The organism is Methylocystis heyeri (assembly GCF_004802635.2).
GTDB lineage: Bacteria > Pseudomonadota > Alphaproteobacteria > Rhizobiales > Beijerinckiaceae > Methylocystis > Methylocystis heyeri.
Genome location: NZ_CP046052.1, coordinates 4,259,060 through 4,274,720 on the forward strand (window position 1 = coordinate 4,259,060; position 15,661 = coordinate 4,274,720).

The window sequence follows — 15,661 nt, forward strand, 5'->3', positions numbered from 1 at the left end:
TCAGCAGGATAAACGCGGCGAGCCTTATTTTTTCAAATCAAAGCAGGTAAAAAACAAAAACCTCTCCCCTCCGGCGCCGCCCGGCGGCCCGGCGAGGAGAGGCGCCCCGGCGCCCGGCGAGCGCTCACTGGGCGGATTCGGCGACGGCATGCGGCTTCGGCGAGGCTGCGGCGACAGCCGGCGGTCCGACGCGCTTCCAGGTTTCGCCGCCGCACAGAATGCCCATCAGGCAGCCCTTGACCGTGAGCTCGCCGCCCGATTTCACCGTGATTGTTCCGTCGTAGGTCTTGCCGTCGTCGGCGTTGTAGAGCTTGCCCTTCCATTCGTTGGCGGCGACTTTCTTCGCGCCTTGAAGGATCACGGCGCCGATGCCGGAGCGGTCTTCGACCCTGTCCGCGCCCACCACCTTGGCGCAAAGCAAATTCCCGCAATCGTAAAAGCTGAAGCGCACGCCTCCCTCGGGGCGCAGCCAGATTCCATGCGGGTCCAGGTTTTCGGCCGCCCGAACCTGACCGCCAAGGGCCAGAGCGCCGGCGAGCACGGCGAAAGAGAACATCAGACGTTGCGAATGTTTCATGGCGAGAACTCCCGGCCATTGACCATCGCCGGGATGCTCCGCCCGCATCGTGTCGATTCTTCGACGGCGCGGGGATCATAAAGCGGCGCCTCGAGCGCATCGCGGCGCGCGCCTGATTGCGTTCGCAAAAAGCGCTAATCGCCCTCGAGCAGCCTTTCGTACAGGCCCATGGTCGCCTGGCGCATCCGCTCGATCGAATATCGCTCGGTGACGAAGGCGCGCGCCCGGAACGACAGCGCCTCGCGCTCCGAAGCCTTGAGACCGAGAGTTTCCTCGATCGCCTCCGCCAGAGCTTCCGCGTCATTGGCGGGAACGCGCCGCCCGGTCGCGTTCGGCAAGGAGGCCTCGGGCGGCGCGAGCACGACCTCGGCTGCGGCGCCGATGTCCGAAACGATCACCGGAACGCCCATGGCCTGGGCCTCGACCGCCACCCGGCCGAAGGCCTCCGGCTCGATCGAGGGGGCGACGACCACGGCTGCGGCGAGATAGGCGGCGGGCATGTCGGCGCAATGGCCGGGCGCGCGCACGTAATTGGAAAGGCCCAGGCGTTCTATGCGCTGGAGGATATCCCGTTTGAAGGCTTCGCTGCGGGCGTCGCCGGCGAAAACGAAGCGGATATCCGCCAGCCCCTTGGCCACCAGCTTCCTCGCCGCCTCGATGAGGAGAAAATGTCCCTTGCGCGCGGTCAGCCGGGCCGGCAGCAACAACACGCGGTGGTGCGGCTCCACGCCCCATTCGATGCGAAGCTTCTCGACCCGCTCGGGCTCGACCGCGTCCGGGGAGAATTGGCGCAGGTCGACCCCCCGCGGCACGACCGCGATGCGGTGTTTGGCCTCCGGGTGCAGCTCGGCTATGCGGCGCGCGATGAATTCGGAATTGGCGATGACGATGTCGCCCGAGGCCATGATGGAGTTGTAGCGCAGCTTGATCGGCGAGGAGCCCGAATAGGCGCTGTGATAGGTGGTGACGAACCGCGCCCCCGCCCGGCGCGCTGCGTAATAGGCGGTCCATGCCGGCGCCCGCGAGCGCGCATGGAGGATGGCGACGCCCTCCTCGCTGAGCAGCCGCGCGAGACGGACCGAATTCAGGAACATGGATAAGGGATTCTTGGTCGCGGCGGGAAAGGGCAGCCACAGGCCGCCCTTGCTCTGCAATTCGCTCACCATCCGACCGCCTCGCGAGGCGACCAGGCTGCGCGCGCCCGCCTGCGCGAGCGCCTCGGCTATCTCGATGGCGCTCCGCTCCGCGCCTCCCGAATTCAGATCCGGGATAATCTGCATGACCGTGCGCCCGGCGAGGAGCCGGTCGGGAGAATTGCGTGCGGGGCTGTCGCGAAACTTCAACATCACGCCTTTTCGCTGGCGATGAACTCTGGAGCGTTTTTTCCCAAAAGCAGACCTGTTCTCGCGATGAGAATGCGCTCTCTCGCGCGGTTTCCGCAAAGGCGCCTGAACTCCTGCCGCAGTCGCATTCTCTTACGCGGTCTTTAACTAATTATGATCAATTCGAATTTTCACCCCGAGCGGCCGCCGCCGGTTTCCTCGGCGAAGCGAACAGGAGCGCAAACCGGTTCGCGCGTTTCTTTCCCCTTCTGATATAAGCGGGTTTTGGCTCGAGTCGGCAGGAGACAGGCGCGCATGGCCCCCGGCGATCGCCCGGACTACATTGAAGTGCCGCGTAAGGAGGGGCCGCCCTGGCGCATCGCAAGGCGACTGCGTATGGCGCGCAAGGAAGGCAAAAATGCGCCGGGCGTCGTATGGCTCGGCGGGTTCGCTTCCGACATGAACGGCTCCAAGGCCAGCTTCGTAGACGCGCAGGCTGCGGCGCAAGGCCGCTCCTTTCTGCGTTTCGATTATTCCGGACACGGGGAATCCGCCTTCGACAGCGAGGGCGCCCGTTTCGAGGATGGGGCGATCGGGGATTGGCTGGAGCAGAGTCTCGCTTTGTTTTGCGCCTCCACGGAGGGGCCGCAGATCGTGGTCGGGACTTCGATGGGCGCCTGGATCGCCCTGTTGCTGGCGAAGCGTCTCGAGGCGCTGGGGCAGGCGGGGCGTCTGCGCGCGCTGGCGCTTCTGGCCCCCGCAGTGGATTTTACCGAGGCGTTGCTGTGGCCGTCGCTGCCGGAGGCCGCACGCCGCCAGATCATGGAGGAGGGGGTTTATCCGCGGCCGTCTCCCTATTCGCCTTGTCCCATTCCCATTACGCGGCGCCTGATCGAGGACGGTCGCGCGCATCTGCTGCTCGGCGGACCGGTGCGGTCCCATGCTCCGGTTCACATCCTTCAGGGCATGTGCGACGAGGACGTTCCCTGGCGACATGCGCTGGGTCTCGCGGAGCGCCTTGTGGCGGATCCCGTGACCGTGTCCCTCGTCCCGGGGGGCGACCACAGGCTGTCGCGGCCGCAGGATCTCGATCAGCTGGCCGCGATCCTGTTCTCGTTTTAAATTACAAATTGAAATGATTTAGCCTTTGTTAGGCACACCAAATTGCTAACCATTTCCCGCAGGATGTCGTTAACAGCCGTTCGCCATGTTTGCTATCGAGCGGAAGCGCCTTCGTCGCGCTCCCGCTCGATGACGCCCCCTCGTCCCGGGCGGGCGAAAGAAGCGACGGAACCGACAGATGCGCGTTTGTCTCGCGATTTCATCCGCGATTGTCCTGGCGACCACGGCGCCCGCGCCCGCCGTGGATTGGTATACCGGAGCGCCCGGCGACGCCGTGACCCAGCGCACCGCGCCGACCGTCGCCATAGACACGGCCGTCGACATCACCTCCCAGAACGGTCTCGCCGTCGCGATGATCGGCACCATCGCGCCATTTACGCCGATGGACGAATCCGGCTTTCGCCTGCGCATCGCCGCTCTGGGCGGCAAATATAATTACACTTCCACCGACTACGGCCTGATCAACGGTGCGCTGGCGCAGGGCTCCTTCGCGGTGGGCTATGAATTCGTGAGCCGGCAGCTGACCATCGGCGGCTATGTCGGTCCCGAGATATCCTATAACGGCATCAATCCCAACGATCCCAACAACACGGTCAAGGGAACCTGGGTCGGCGTGAAAGTCGGCCTCGACTTCTACGCGACTCCGACCGAGGCGACGATGGTCTCCGGCGTAGGCGCCTTCGAGACGGTCCACAACGCATATTACGGCCGCCTCAAGCTCGGTCTCGCCATCGTCAATCAGGTCTACGCCGGTCCCGAGTTCCTGGCCCTCGGCGACAACTTCTTCCATCAGTGGCGCGTCGGCGGGCATCTGTCCGGCTTCAAATTCGGGATGGTGCAGCTCGGCGTCTCGGGCGGCTATCTCTTCGATTACGTCCGCGGCCCCGGCGCATATGGAATCCTCGAGTCCCGTGTCGCTTTCTGAAGCTCGCGACGCGGGGTCAGGAGCGCGTTCGCTTAATACGGAAGTCGCGACTTTCCATTGTTAACGCACCCTTTAAAACTCCTGCGTACATTTGCGTAGTCTCGTATGAGGTAGTGTATGTTCGGGTTGCGTGCGTTCTTGTGGATAGCGTCGGGCGCAGCGGCCATCCTGCTGCTGACCCAGCCCGTCAGCGTACAGGCGCAGCTGTCCCTGAGCGTCACCGTAATCGCAGCGCTGATCGTGGTGTGGATGATCGGCCGCGGCAAGCTCGCCCGCCAGCTCTTTCTCGCGCTCGCAAGCTTCAGCATAATCCGCTACGTCTACTGGCGCGTCAGCTATACGCTGCCTCCGGCCTCCGATCCCGTCGGCCTCACGCTCGGATCGATGCTGCTGGCCGCCGAGCTGTACTGCGTCGTCATTCTCGTCGTCAGCCTCATCGTCAACGCCGATCCAGTCAAGCGCAAGCCTCAAAAGCGGCTGCCCGACGATGTGCTGCCGGTGGTCGACGTATTCGTGCCCACCTACAACGAGGACGAATATATCCTTGCGACCACCGTCGCGGCCGCGCGTTCGATGGATTATCCCAAAGACAAGTTGAACGTATGGCTCCTCGACGACGGCGGCACGGATCAGAAATGCAACGATAAGGATCCGATCAAGGCCGAAGCCGCGCGGCAACGGCGCGCCTCGCTGCAGGCCCTGTGCAAGCAGATGGGGGTGATCTACCAGACCCGAGCGCGCAACGAGCACGCCAAGGCAGGCAATATGAACGCCGCGCTCGCCCACGCCAAGGGCGACATCGTTCTCGTTTTCGACGCCGACCATGCGCCGTTCCGGGCTTTTCTGCAGGAGACGGTCGGGTATTTTCTCGAGGACCCCAAACTCTTTCTCGTGCAGACGCCTCACGTCTTTCTCAATCCCGATCCGATCGAAAAAAATCTCCGCACCTTCAATCGAATGCCGTCAGAGAACGAGATGTTCTATTCGCTGACGCAACGCGGCCTCGACAAATGGGACGCCTCTTTCTTCTGCGGCTCCGCCGCGCTGCTGAGGCGTTCGGCCCTGGCCGAAACCGGCGGATTTTCCGGCGTGACGATCACGGAGGATTGCGAGACCGCGTTCGAGCTCCATGCCCGCGGCTACCATAGCGTCTTCGTCGACAAGCCGCTGATCGCAGGCCTGCAGCCGGAAACATTCTCGTCCTTCATCGGGCAGCGCGTGCGCTGGTGCCAGGGCATGCTGCAGATCATGATTCTCAAGAACCCTTTGTTCAAGAAGGGTCTCAGGCCGATCCAGAAACTCGGCTATCTCTCCAGCATGACGTTCTGGTGGTTTCCGTTTCCCCGCCTCGTCTTCATGCTGGCTCCGCTCAGCTACATCCTCTTCGACGTGAAGATCTTCGTGTCGAACGTGGACGAGGCGATCGCCTATACGTTGACCTACATGATCGTCAACGTGATGCTGCAGAACTATCTCTTCGGCGTGGTGCGCTGGCCCTGGGTGTCGGAGCTCTATGAATATTGCCAGGGCGTGTTCCTTTCCAAAGCGATCGTTTCCGTGGTGCTCAATCCTCGCAAGCCGACCTTCAACGTCACTGCGAAGGGCCTCACGCTGGAGAACGACCATCTCTCCGAACTCGCCTGGCCGTTTTTCGCGATGTACGGCTTGCTGCTGACCGGGACCGTGGTGGCGGCCTATCGCTATATTTTCGAGCCCGGCACCGGCAATCTGATGCTGATCGTCGGACTGTGGAACACTTTCAGCATGCTCATGGCGGGCGTGGGTCTCGGCGCGGTGTCGGAGCGCAAGCAGCCCGACCGCCATCCGCGCCTCACGATCAACCGCACCGGCCTTCTCGCGGTCAACGGCGAACTCGCGCGTTGCAAGATAGTCAACGTATCCGCGGGCGGCTGCGCATTCCATGTCGAAGGCGATCTTCCGTCGGCGTTGCTGGAGGGAGACGCGACCAATGCGCGGCTCATCGTCGATGCTATCGGCGACATGACCGGAGACGGTTCTCTGCCGCTGATTCTGCTGCGCAGCGACGAGGGCGACCGCAAGCTTTACGCCTGCGAGTTCGACACCATGCACCCGCATGAATATTTCGTTCTCGCCGATCTCATGTACGGCGATTCCGACGCCCTGCCGAAATTTCTGGAAAGCCGGCGCAAGCACAAGAGCATCTGGGCGGGCACGGGGCAATTCATCTGGTGGGGGATCGTCGAGCCGTTCCGCGCGGTCGCCTATCTCTTCAAGCGCTTCTCTGCGTCGCCTTCGATCGAGGAGCCGGCGCCGACGCCGGAGCCCTCGACGATCTGGCTGCACAGACTCGCGGCCAAAGCGAACGACGGACCGCCTTCCGCCGAGCACAAGGCCCAACCGCAAAAGGCGGGAGCGAGCTCGAAATCCGCATGAAGCTGTTTCCCTCCATCCCGGTTCTCGTCGTCTCGGCTGCGCTGCTTTGCGCTCTATGCGCGGGCGGACCTTCTGCCGAGGCCCAGGTCTTCCTGACCGCGCCTTCCGATGTCGCAAAAGTGCGGATCAAGGAAAGCGCGCCTGCGGCGAGGGCGCCGACGTTCGCGCCTTTCGTCTATCCAGGGACGGCCAGGCCAGAGCCTCAATATCAGCCCGAGCGCGTCACCCAGCTTCAGCCCGCTGCAAAGCCGTCCGCCGCCGCGCCAGCGCCGACCAGGGCCTCGCCGTCGCAAATCCCGGGCCCTCCGGCGTCGTCTGCGCCGGCGCAGCGCTCCCCGGCGGCGCCCGCCGCTCCGCTGGCGGATTCGAGCGCGTCTCGCGCCGCCTCCGTGTCTTCTGCGCTGGGCGCCGGCACGGTGCTGCGGCATTTGACCAACAATGTGCAGGGATTTCGTCTCGCGGGGGAAATCGGCGCCTCGGAATGGCCGATGTATGTGACCGACGCCCAGGCGAGAAGAAAGCTCCAGTTCCAGATCGGCTACATCGCGGCGGTGTCCGTGATGCCCGAAGCGTCGACGATGACGCTGATGATCAACGACGAGATCGTCGGCGAAACCCCCATCCGCGCGGTCGCCGCGGTCAAGACCGTGGTGTTCGACATTCCGCAGAATTTGTTGCGGCCCGGATTCAACTCGATCCGGATTTCGACGGACCAGAGACATCGCGTCGATTGCTCCATCGAAGCCACTTACGAGCTCTGGACCCAGATCGATCCGACGCAGACCGGACTGATTCTGAGCGAGGCCGACGCGAGCATCGACAACCTCGCCGATCTCGGCGCCCTGTTGCCGGACGAGCAGGGGGCTCTGCCCATCCGCGCCGTGCTTCCTCGCAACCCGCAACCCGCCAATGTGGCGCGCGTCTCGCGTGCGGCGCAGCTCATCTCGATCATCGGAAGGTTCGAGCAGCCTGTGATCGACGCCGGCGCTCCGGCGGGCGGCCGTTATGGCGTCAATCTCGTGGTCGGCGTCGGCCGTGAGGTGGTGGACGTGCTGGGGCCGAATGTTCTCAGCTATATCGATCGGCCGCGCGCCGTCGTGCTGCCGGCGACGGCGGATCGGCGCACGACCATCGTCATCACGGGCGCCACTCCCGCCCAGGTCGACGACGCGCTCAAGCTCTTCATCGTCGGCAAGACGCTCAAAGGCGCGCCCGCGGGAATTCGCGCCGCCGCCGCGTTCCCCGGCTATCGCGTCGAGGGCGGCCAGCGGGTGAAGCTGCGGGATCTCGGCCTCGTGAGCGAGGAGTTCTCCGGCCGGCTGTTCCGTGTGGCGTTCAACATCGTCATGCCCTCGGACTTCTATCCCGCCGATTACGGCCGGGCGTCGGTGAGCGTCGCGGGCGGCTATGCGCCGGGACTTACGTCGCGCGCGCAGCTGATGATGAAGATCAACGACAGGACCGCGGTCAGCCTTGGTCTGCTCAAATCCTCGGGCGACGTCTTCAGGGACAACCCTTTGCCGCTGCCGCTCGGATTCCTGCGGCCCGGGTTGAACCGGATCGAAATCGAAGCGCAGGTGCCGACGAAAAGCGACGAGAGCTGCGATCCCCTGGCGACGATCAACGCGAGCAACCGCTTCCTGTTCCTCGACCAGACCGAAATCCGGATTCCCGCCATCGCGCGGGTCGGCCGCATGCCCGATCTCGCGGTGACGGCGACCGGCGGCTTCCCTTACGCCGGAGCGGCGCGGAAGCCGAAGCTCTACCTTCCGAGCTTCGACGAGAAATCGATAGGCGCGGCGCTGACGGTGGCCGCCCATCTCGGCGTGGTGGCGGGATCGCCGCTCAATTTCGAAGTCACGACCACGCCGCCGGGCAAGGGTCAGGGGCCGACGCTCGCAGTGGGCCCGTTCGAGTCGCTCGATCCTTCCATCATGCGCCAGCTCTTGATGCCGATCAGCGATCTGCGGGAGGTGTGGAAAACCAAGATCAACGCGCCCGCGCAGGTCCATCGGGACAATGAAATCCTCACGCCGCGCGAAGCGGCGGCTCGCAACCGCGAGCTTCTGCAGGCCAATTTCCCGATGGCGTGCCACGTTCCCTCCAGCCGCGAAGCAAAACGCGCCATCGGCGGGCGCGTGCGTTTCGCCGACATCGATTTCAACTCGGTGGCGAGCGTGCTGGATCTGGCCTCGGCCGCCACTCTGGAGTCCAAGGACGACCCCGGCGCCGCCCCCCAATCCCGCGACCTGTTCGAGGAATGGGACGCCAAGATGCACGCCGACAAATCGGTTTCAAACGTCGTGCGCGCTTGGTTCATGCGCGCGAGAGAGTGGGGCGTTTCCAAATTCACCGACGCCGGGAGCTGGATGCGCAAGGGTCTGGAGCAGAGCGAAACCGAGGAAAGACTCGTCACGGCCGACGTTCTGCTGGCCCTTGCGCAAAATATCCTCGGCGACAGCAGCGAGGATGTGTGGACCGTGGTGACCGGCCCCAACGCCGACTATCTTTCCGAAGCGGTGAGTTGCCTGGTCGATCCGCGCGTATCGCGGCAGATCGCAGGGCGCCTGTCCACGCTCGATATTCTGCAGGCGCGCATGAATGTGGCTTACACGGAAACGCCCCGCTTCGTGGCGACCCAGCCTCCGTCGATCGGCAATATAAGGCTGATCGCGGCCGGCTGGCTGTCCCTGCACGCTCTCGTCTATGTGCTCAGCGCGCTCTCCATCTCGGCCGTTCTGGCGCTGTCGACCCGCATCTTCGTCCGCAATGTGGGGAGGAAAACGGATTGAGGCTCGCGCTCTCCATCCTCATGCTCGGCGCGGCTCTGTCATTGGCGGCGATGCAGGCGCGCGCGCAGACGCCTCCGCGGGCTCAGCAAGATCCGCAGACCAAGGCTGCGCCGCAGCCGGCGCAGACGCCGGCCGCCCCGCAGCAGGGGGCGGCGCCTCAGGCCCCGGCGGAGCCCAAGCCCGAGCCGAAGCTTGCGCTCGATTCTCGTGCGCTTCCGCTCGGTGGAACTTTGCGCGCCCCGGCCTTGTGGCAGGCCTACAAGTCGCATTTCATCACCAATGAGGGCCGCGTCGTCGACACCGGCAACAACGACATCAGCCACAGCGAAGGGCAGGGCTACGCCATGCTGCTCGCGGTCGCCGCCAACGACCGCACGATGTTCGAGCGTCTGTGGGGTTGGACCCGCGCCAATCTGATGGTCCGCGACGACGAACTGATCGCCTGGCGCTGGGAGCCGCGCAAGAGACCCGGCGTCGCCGACCTCAACAATGCGTCCGACGGGGATATACTCGTCGCCTGGGCGTTGGCCGAAGCCGCGGAATTGTGGGGCGATCTCTCCTATCGGACGGCGGCCCGCCGCATCGCGGTGGAAGTCGCGCGCAAGGTCGTGCTGTTCAAGACCAAGATCGGCGCGATCCTGTTGCCGGCCGTCTCGGGCTTTCACGCCGACGATCGGGCCGACGGGCCGATCGTCAATCTGTCCTATTACGTGTTTCCCGCTTTCGCGCGGCTTCCCCTCGTCGCGCCCGAGGTCGATTGGGTCGGTCTCACCCAGACAGGGCTCGACCTGCTCGACATGACGCGGACCACGCCGCAGGCGCTGCCGCCGGACTGGATGTCCCTCAAGGACTGGAAATATGCGCCGGCGCAGGGTTTCCCTCCGCAGTTCTCGTACAATGCGGTGCGCGTGCCGCTTTACCTGGCCTGGGCGGGCATCGGCGAGCGCGAGCAATACGCTCCTTTCATGGCGCTGGTCGTGCGCACGCGCGGGGCTCTGTCGATCGTCGACGTCGCTACCGGAAAAGACATCGGCTCCTTCGGCGAGACGGGGATCGGCGCCATCGGAGCCCTCACCGCCTGCGCCTTCGAGGGCTCGAAGGCGCCGCCGCAGCTGCTCGCCAGCCACTCCGACGAAAACTATTACCCTGCGACTTTGCATATGCTCGCTCTGGTCGCAATGCAGATGAGGTACCCGTCGTGCCTGCGAAAATAAAACCGCGCGACGGCGCATTTATCGCCCTCCTCGTTGCGGCGGCTTTGACCCCGGGAGTGGGTCTGGCTGCGGCGGCCGCCGAATCCGGCCTTCCGGGCCAGCTCGGCAAAAATCCGGCGCAGCAACATCGCGGCGAGCCGGCGGCGAGCGAGCCCGCCCACAAGCCGGTGATCGGCGAAGAGGCGCCGGGACCCGACGATTACGCGTTGCGCTATTACGCGTCCTTGAACCAGACGAACCGCGTGAACGCCGAGATTTCCCGTTTGCAGCGGCTTTATCCGGGCTATGAGCCGCCCGCGGATCTCTACTCGAAACAGACCGAAGGCGATGTCGACGAGACGCCCTTGTGGACATTGTACACTGCGAACAAGCTCGACGAGCTGCGCAAGACGATCGCGTCTCTCGAAAGCGAAAACGCGGGATGGAAGCCGTCCAGCGATCTGATGCTGAAGGTGCGGCGCAAGGAGATGCGCGGGCGCATCGCCTCCTTGACGCAGGAAGGCCGGTGGCAGGATCTCGTCGAATTCGTCAAGACCGACGGCTTGAACGCGACCGATCAGGACGTCGACATCGAGTGGATGATCGCCGAAGCCCTGGCGCGGACCAAGCAGACGAACGAAGCGGTGGCTTTGTTCAAGGCCATTCTGATGTCCAGCAAGGACCAGCAGATCCTCATCGCCACCTTGCAGAAGGCGATGGGCGTCCTGCGCATGGCGGATGTCGAGACGCTGCTGGCGACGCTGCCGCCCGGAGCCGACGGCTCATCGCAGTATCAGTCCCTCATGACCGACATCACCCGGGGACGCATCGCCGCCTATCTGCACGACGAGCGCGCCGAAGAGCCTCCTGCCGCCGATGTCGCCTCTTTCGAAAACTACGCCAGGGAGAGCAGGGAGTCCGATCAGCTCGGTCTCGTCGCGTGGTACGATTACAAGCGCCGCGACTTCCGCAACGCCCTGGAGTGGTTCAAAGCCGCGATCGAGAACGGCGGCGACGCCATGATCGCGCATGGGCTGGCGCACACTCTGCGCGCGCTCGGTAAAATGCGCGAGGCCGAGGAAGTCGCCTACGCCTGGCGCACGCCCCTGGTGAACAACGGCATCCTGTTCGTCGATCTTCTCGAGCGCGATCTCACCAGAGAGACGCCGCCGTTCATCGAGTCGGATCGCCTCGCCCGCTACGCCCGGGCGACGATGGAGATGGCCTCGGGCGAAGGGGCGCAGGCCCTCGGCTGGTACGCTTTCAACAGCTGCCAGTTCGATATCGCGCTGTTCTGGTTCGAGCGCGCGGCGGCCTGGCTGCCCAAGGACGCGACCGTCTACGGCTATGCGCTGGCGTTGCGTCGCCTGAAGCAGGAAAAGCCGTTCTACGAAATCGCCAACCGCTATGACGGCCTCGACGCCAAGGTGATCGAGCTGCTGTTCCCGGACAATTACTATCATCCGCCGTCTCCCTGCGACGGCAAGAACGCGGCCCAGCTTCATGGCCCCGCCGTCCGGGCGCTGGGTTATGTCTCTCCCGGCCCGGCGATGATTCCGGGCGCCGCGCCCAATTACGATCCCAGCGCCTATTCTTCGCCGACGCGCGACCAGAAAAACAGTTCCGACCCCGCGTCGCAGGCGGCCGTGGACGAGCTCGAGGCAGCGCGCATCCTGCGAAACCTGAAGGGCAAATTCCCTGTCGCGGTCATTTCTGACAACCCGCTGAGGTTCCTTCCGCTGCCTTTGCAGAACGGAGCCGGTCGCCAGACATTGCCGGGACTCGACCCCAGCTTGAGGCCGGACCCGGGCCGCGCGTCGATGCCTCTGGTCGCGCGCCGCGTGCCCGGCGTCGGGGCCATGCCTTACGAACGATACGGCTTCAGCCTGCTTCCCGCCTGGAACGGGCAGGAAGCCGCGAGCTGGCCGCCCGCTTCCATGCAGATCGCGCCTGCGGGCACGCAATGGGCCAATCAGGAGGCCGATCCCGCCCATTCCGGAGCCGCCTCGCTCGATGCGACGCCGAACTATTACGGCTCGGTCGGGGCCCCGCTCGCCTCGCCGCAGTTCCCGGGCGCTCCCGCCCGGGCCGCCGCCACCCGGCCGACCGCCCCGCGGCCGGCGGCCTACGGCCAATATCCTCAACCTGTGAGCCGGTGACATGAAATTCCCGCCGATGATTCCACTCATGCTGGTTGCCGCGCTCTCCGCCTGCTCGACGGCGCGTGACGAACGCGCCTATGTCGGCCAGGGCGAGGGGCCGCTGACCGGAGAGGTGATCGGCGGGCGCGCGGGCGCGGAGAGAGTTCCCGGCGTCGCGTCGAATTTCGAACTGGTCATGCCGGCGGAAATGGGCCGCCCCCTGTCCCTGAGCGAGAAGCCCTATGTCGACGGCTGGCGCCAGAGCGTTTCGCTCGACACGAAGAAGATCGCCGGCGACTGGAACGATCTTTCGATCGACATCCGCTTCGAGAACGTCATGACGCGCTCGGGCCCCAGGATTCCCATGGGGCCGCCCACGCAGGACGGCATAAAGAGGGAGATACTCGGGCGTTTTCCGGGCTTGCCGATGCGCGTGGTGGGGCGGCGGATGACCAACGCCATGGGACCATTCGGCCTCGCCATCGGCGCCGCTGGGCGGCTTCGCTGCGCCTTCGCCTGGCAGTGGGTGGATGATCTGCGCAGCGCCCGCGCGGCCGAGGTCGGCGGCCTTCTCACATCGAGAGCCACCCCCGCTTCCATCCGCATGAGAATCTGCCGGACCGGCGTGACCGTCGATCAGCTCGCGAGCTGGTTCGAGCTGCTGAACCTCGCGGACCCCAGCGTGCTCGACCGCATCGAGGCGGAATGGAAACAGACCGTGGCCGTCTCCGTGGCCGAGGCTCCAGTCACGATCTTTGGCCCGAGCCCGAGCCCCGGCCAGACTGCCGCCGCCGAGATCGTGGGCGGGTCCAGTCTGGAAGCCTCCCTCGTGAGCGCTCCGGCTTACGCTCCGACCCATGTGGCCCATGCCGGGCGGCCTCGTCGCCATTATGCGGCGGTTTCCCGGCGACGGCGTGCGGCCGAGCGCAAGCAGGAGGACGCCTATCCCGCCGCGACTGCGGTCCCGCCGAGCTATTCCTCGCAGCCTCAAGGGGGACGCTACCTCGCCCCCGTTGACGGGGCGGCGCAAAACGGCGCTCCGCAGCCCGGAGGCGGGGGCTCGCGCCAGACCCGCTTCGACTCCAGCCTCCCCCCGCAGGCTCTCCGCGGGCCCACGGCGGCCCAGCTTCAGTCCGCAGCGCCAGCGACCTCCGGGCAGCGCTATCTGGTTCCGCTGGACGGGACGCGGCAGTAATCCGGCCGGGCGGGGGTCACGATATATCTTGACACTCTCCGTTTCGCCCCTGATGGTGGCGAACAATTCGTTCGACATATCGAACGAGAGGAGAAATTTTGTCTACCGTGCCTTCGCCGCTCGTCAACGCCCGCGCGCTTTCAAACGGTCATTCGGTCGTTTTCCCGGAGGATCGGCCGCTCGTGACCGACGGCGGCGGCGTCATCGCGCCGCTGACCATCGGCTATGAGACCTATGGCGTTCTCAACGCCGAGCGCAGCAATGCGATCCTCCTTTGTCACGCCCTGACGGGCGATCAATATGCGGCCGGCGCGCATCCCGTCACGGGCAAGCCGGGATGGTGGGACGTCCTCGTCGGCCCCGGCTTGCCCTTCGACACGGACAGATATTTCATCATCTGCTCCAATGTCGTGGGCGGCTGCATGGGTTCGACCGGCCCGGCCTGCTACAATCCGGCCACCGGGCGGGCCTATGGCCTGGATTTCCCTGTCGTCACCATCCGCGACATGGTGCGGGCCCAGGCGATGCTGATCGACCATCTGGGCATCGATACGCTGTTCTGCGTGGCGGGCGGGTCCATGGGCGGGATGCAGGTGCTGCAATGGGCGGCGAGCTATCCCGATCGTGTCTTCGCCGCCATGCCCATCGCCTCGGCGCCGCGCCATTCCTCCCAGAACATCGCGTTCCACGAGGTCGGCCGGCAGGCCGTCATGGCCGATCCCGATTGGCGCGGCGGCCGTTATCTGGACGAGGGCGTGCGCCCCGAAAAAGGCCTTGCGGTCGCCCGGATGGCGGCGCACATCACTTATCTTTCCGAACCGGCGCTGCAACGCAAATTCGGCCGCAAGCTCCAGGATCGCAGCGCGCCCACCTTCTCCTTCGACGCCGATTTCCAGATCGAGAGCTATCTGCGTCACCAGGGGTTGGCCTTCGTCGAACGCTTCGACGCCAATTCCTATCTCTTCGTCACCCGCGCCTGCGACTATTTCGATCTCGCGGCGGATTACGGGGGCTCGCTGGCCGCGGCCTTTCACGGGTCCAAGACCAGATTCTGCGTGATCTCCTTCACCTCGGACTGGCTTTACCCGACCTCCGCGTCGCGCGCGATCGTGCACGCGCTCAACGCCGGCGGCGCTTCGGTGTCCTTCGTCGAGATCGAAAGCGACAAGGGCCACGACGCCTTTCTTCTGTTCGAGCCCGATTTCTTTGCGACGACGCGCGGTTTTCTGGACGCCGCGGCGGCGGCGCGCGGGCTTCCGCCGGCGGGAGCCCGCGAATGAACGCGAACCCGGGCCAGGCGCAGCTTCGTTTCGACCTCGCCGTGGTCGCCGATATCGTCGCGCCCGGGAGCCGGGTGCTGGACGTCGGCTGCGGCGACGGGCTTTTGCTGCAGATGCTAACCAGCCGGAAACAAGTCGACGGGCGGGGCGTCGAATTGTCGCAGCGAGGGGTGAATGATTGTGTGGCCAAAGGCCTTTCCGTCATTCAGGGCGACGCCGACACGGACCTGCGCGATTATCCTGAAGACGCGTTCGACTATGTGATCCTTTCGCAGACATTGCAGGCCACCCGCAGTCCGCGCGTGGTGCTGGATCACATGCTCCGCATCGGCCGGCGCGCCATCGTGTCCTTTCCCAATTTCGGGCATTGGCGCGTGCGCGCGGAACTGGCCTTGCGCGGGCGCATGCCGAGGACGCCGAACCTCAATTACGCCTGGTACGACACCCCCAACATCCACCTGTGCACCATTCGCGATTTCGTGGAGCTCGCGGACGAGATCGGGGCGCGGATCGAGCGCGGCGTCGCACTCGATCGAACCGGCGTGCCGATAAAGATGACGGCGCCCTGGCCGGTCATGAATTTCTTTGGGGCTCAGGCGATTTTTTTGCTCGAGCGCAGCCGGAGGGGACGCCCCCGGACGGGTTGATCGCCGGTGCGACGTTCCACACCGACGGGCCGACTACGCTGCGATGCGGGAT

At 65.1% G+C, this 15,661-nt stretch carries 11 protein-coding genes; 9 read left to right on the top strand and 2 right to left on the bottom strand.

The window, feature by feature from the left end:
• Window positions 1-124: 124 nt before the first annotated feature.
• The gene (locus tag H2LOC_RS19170) at window positions 125-577 is read right to left on the bottom strand and encodes a DUF2147 domain-containing protein (RefSeq protein ID WP_136497141.1); all 453 of its coding nucleotides are present in this window, start codon (window positions 575-577) and stop codon (window positions 125-127) included.
• 134 nt (window positions 578-711) lie between these two features.
• Window positions 712-1,923, bottom strand: coding sequence for a glycosyltransferase family 4 protein (locus H2LOC_RS19175; RefSeq protein ID WP_136497140.1), 1,212 nt, complete (start codon window positions 1,921-1,923; stop codon window positions 712-714).
• 291 nt (window positions 1,924-2,214) lie between these two features.
• On the opposite strand from H2LOC_RS19175, the gene H2LOC_RS19180 reads away from it, so the two are divergent.
• From H2LOC_RS19180 to metW, 9 genes are all read left to right on the top strand, one after another.
• The gene (locus H2LOC_RS19180; RefSeq protein ID WP_136497139.1) at window positions 2,215-3,021 is read left to right on the top strand and encodes an alpha/beta hydrolase; all 807 of its coding nucleotides are present in this window, start codon (window positions 2,215-2,217) and stop codon (window positions 3,019-3,021) included.
• Window positions 3,022-3,199: 178 nt separating this feature from the next.
• A complete protein-coding gene (bcsS, locus tag H2LOC_RS19185; RefSeq protein ID WP_136497138.1) occupies window positions 3,200-3,946 on the top strand; it encodes a cellulose biosynthesis protein BcsS in 747 nt (248 codons plus the stop codon).
• 117 nt (window positions 3,947-4,063) lie between these two features.
• On the top strand, window positions 4,064-6,361 hold the full coding sequence (gene bcsA, locus H2LOC_RS19190) for a UDP-forming cellulose synthase catalytic subunit (RefSeq protein WP_136497137.1): 2,298 nt from the start codon (window positions 4,064-4,066) through the stop codon (window positions 6,359-6,361).
• Window positions 6,358-9,153: a cellulose biosynthesis cyclic di-GMP-binding regulatory protein BcsB gene (locus H2LOC_RS19195; RefSeq protein ID WP_136497136.1), complete on the top strand. Its 2,796-nt coding sequence runs from the start codon at window positions 6,358-6,360 to the stop codon at window positions 9,151-9,153. The genes bcsA and H2LOC_RS19195 overlap by 4 nt, the downstream gene beginning before the upstream one ends.
• Complete coding sequence (locus H2LOC_RS19200; protein ID WP_246206901.1) at window positions 9,150-10,367, top strand: family 8 glycosyl hydrolase; 1,218 nt, start codon at window positions 9,150-9,152, stop codon at window positions 10,365-10,367. The genes H2LOC_RS19195 and H2LOC_RS19200 overlap by 4 nt, the downstream gene beginning before the upstream one ends.
• Window positions 10,352-12,505 carry a hypothetical protein gene (locus H2LOC_RS19205; protein WP_136497135.1) on the top strand — a complete coding sequence of 718 codons (2,154 nt, stop codon included), beginning with the start codon at window positions 10,352-10,354 and terminating at the stop codon, window positions 12,503-12,505. Before H2LOC_RS19200 ends, H2LOC_RS19205 begins: the two co-directional genes overlap by 16 nt.
• Window positions 12,506-12,521: 16 nt before the next feature.
• Window positions 12,522-13,682 (top strand): cellulose biosynthesis protein BcsN, encoded by a 1,161-nt coding sequence (gene bcsN, locus H2LOC_RS19210; protein ID WP_136497134.1) that lies wholly within the window; start codon window positions 12,522-12,524, stop codon window positions 13,680-13,682.
• 107 nt (window positions 13,683-13,789) lie between these two features.
• Window positions 13,790-14,962 (top strand): homoserine O-acetyltransferase MetX, encoded by a 1,173-nt coding sequence (gene metX / locus H2LOC_RS19215; protein ID WP_281350568.1) that lies wholly within the window; start codon window positions 13,790-13,792, stop codon window positions 14,960-14,962.
• A complete protein-coding gene (gene metW / locus H2LOC_RS19220; protein WP_136497132.1) occupies window positions 14,959-15,609 on the top strand; it encodes a methionine biosynthesis protein MetW in 651 nt (216 codons plus the stop codon). Before metX ends, metW begins: the two co-directional genes overlap by 4 nt.
• The last annotated feature ends 52 nt before the right edge of the window (window positions 15,610-15,661 follow it).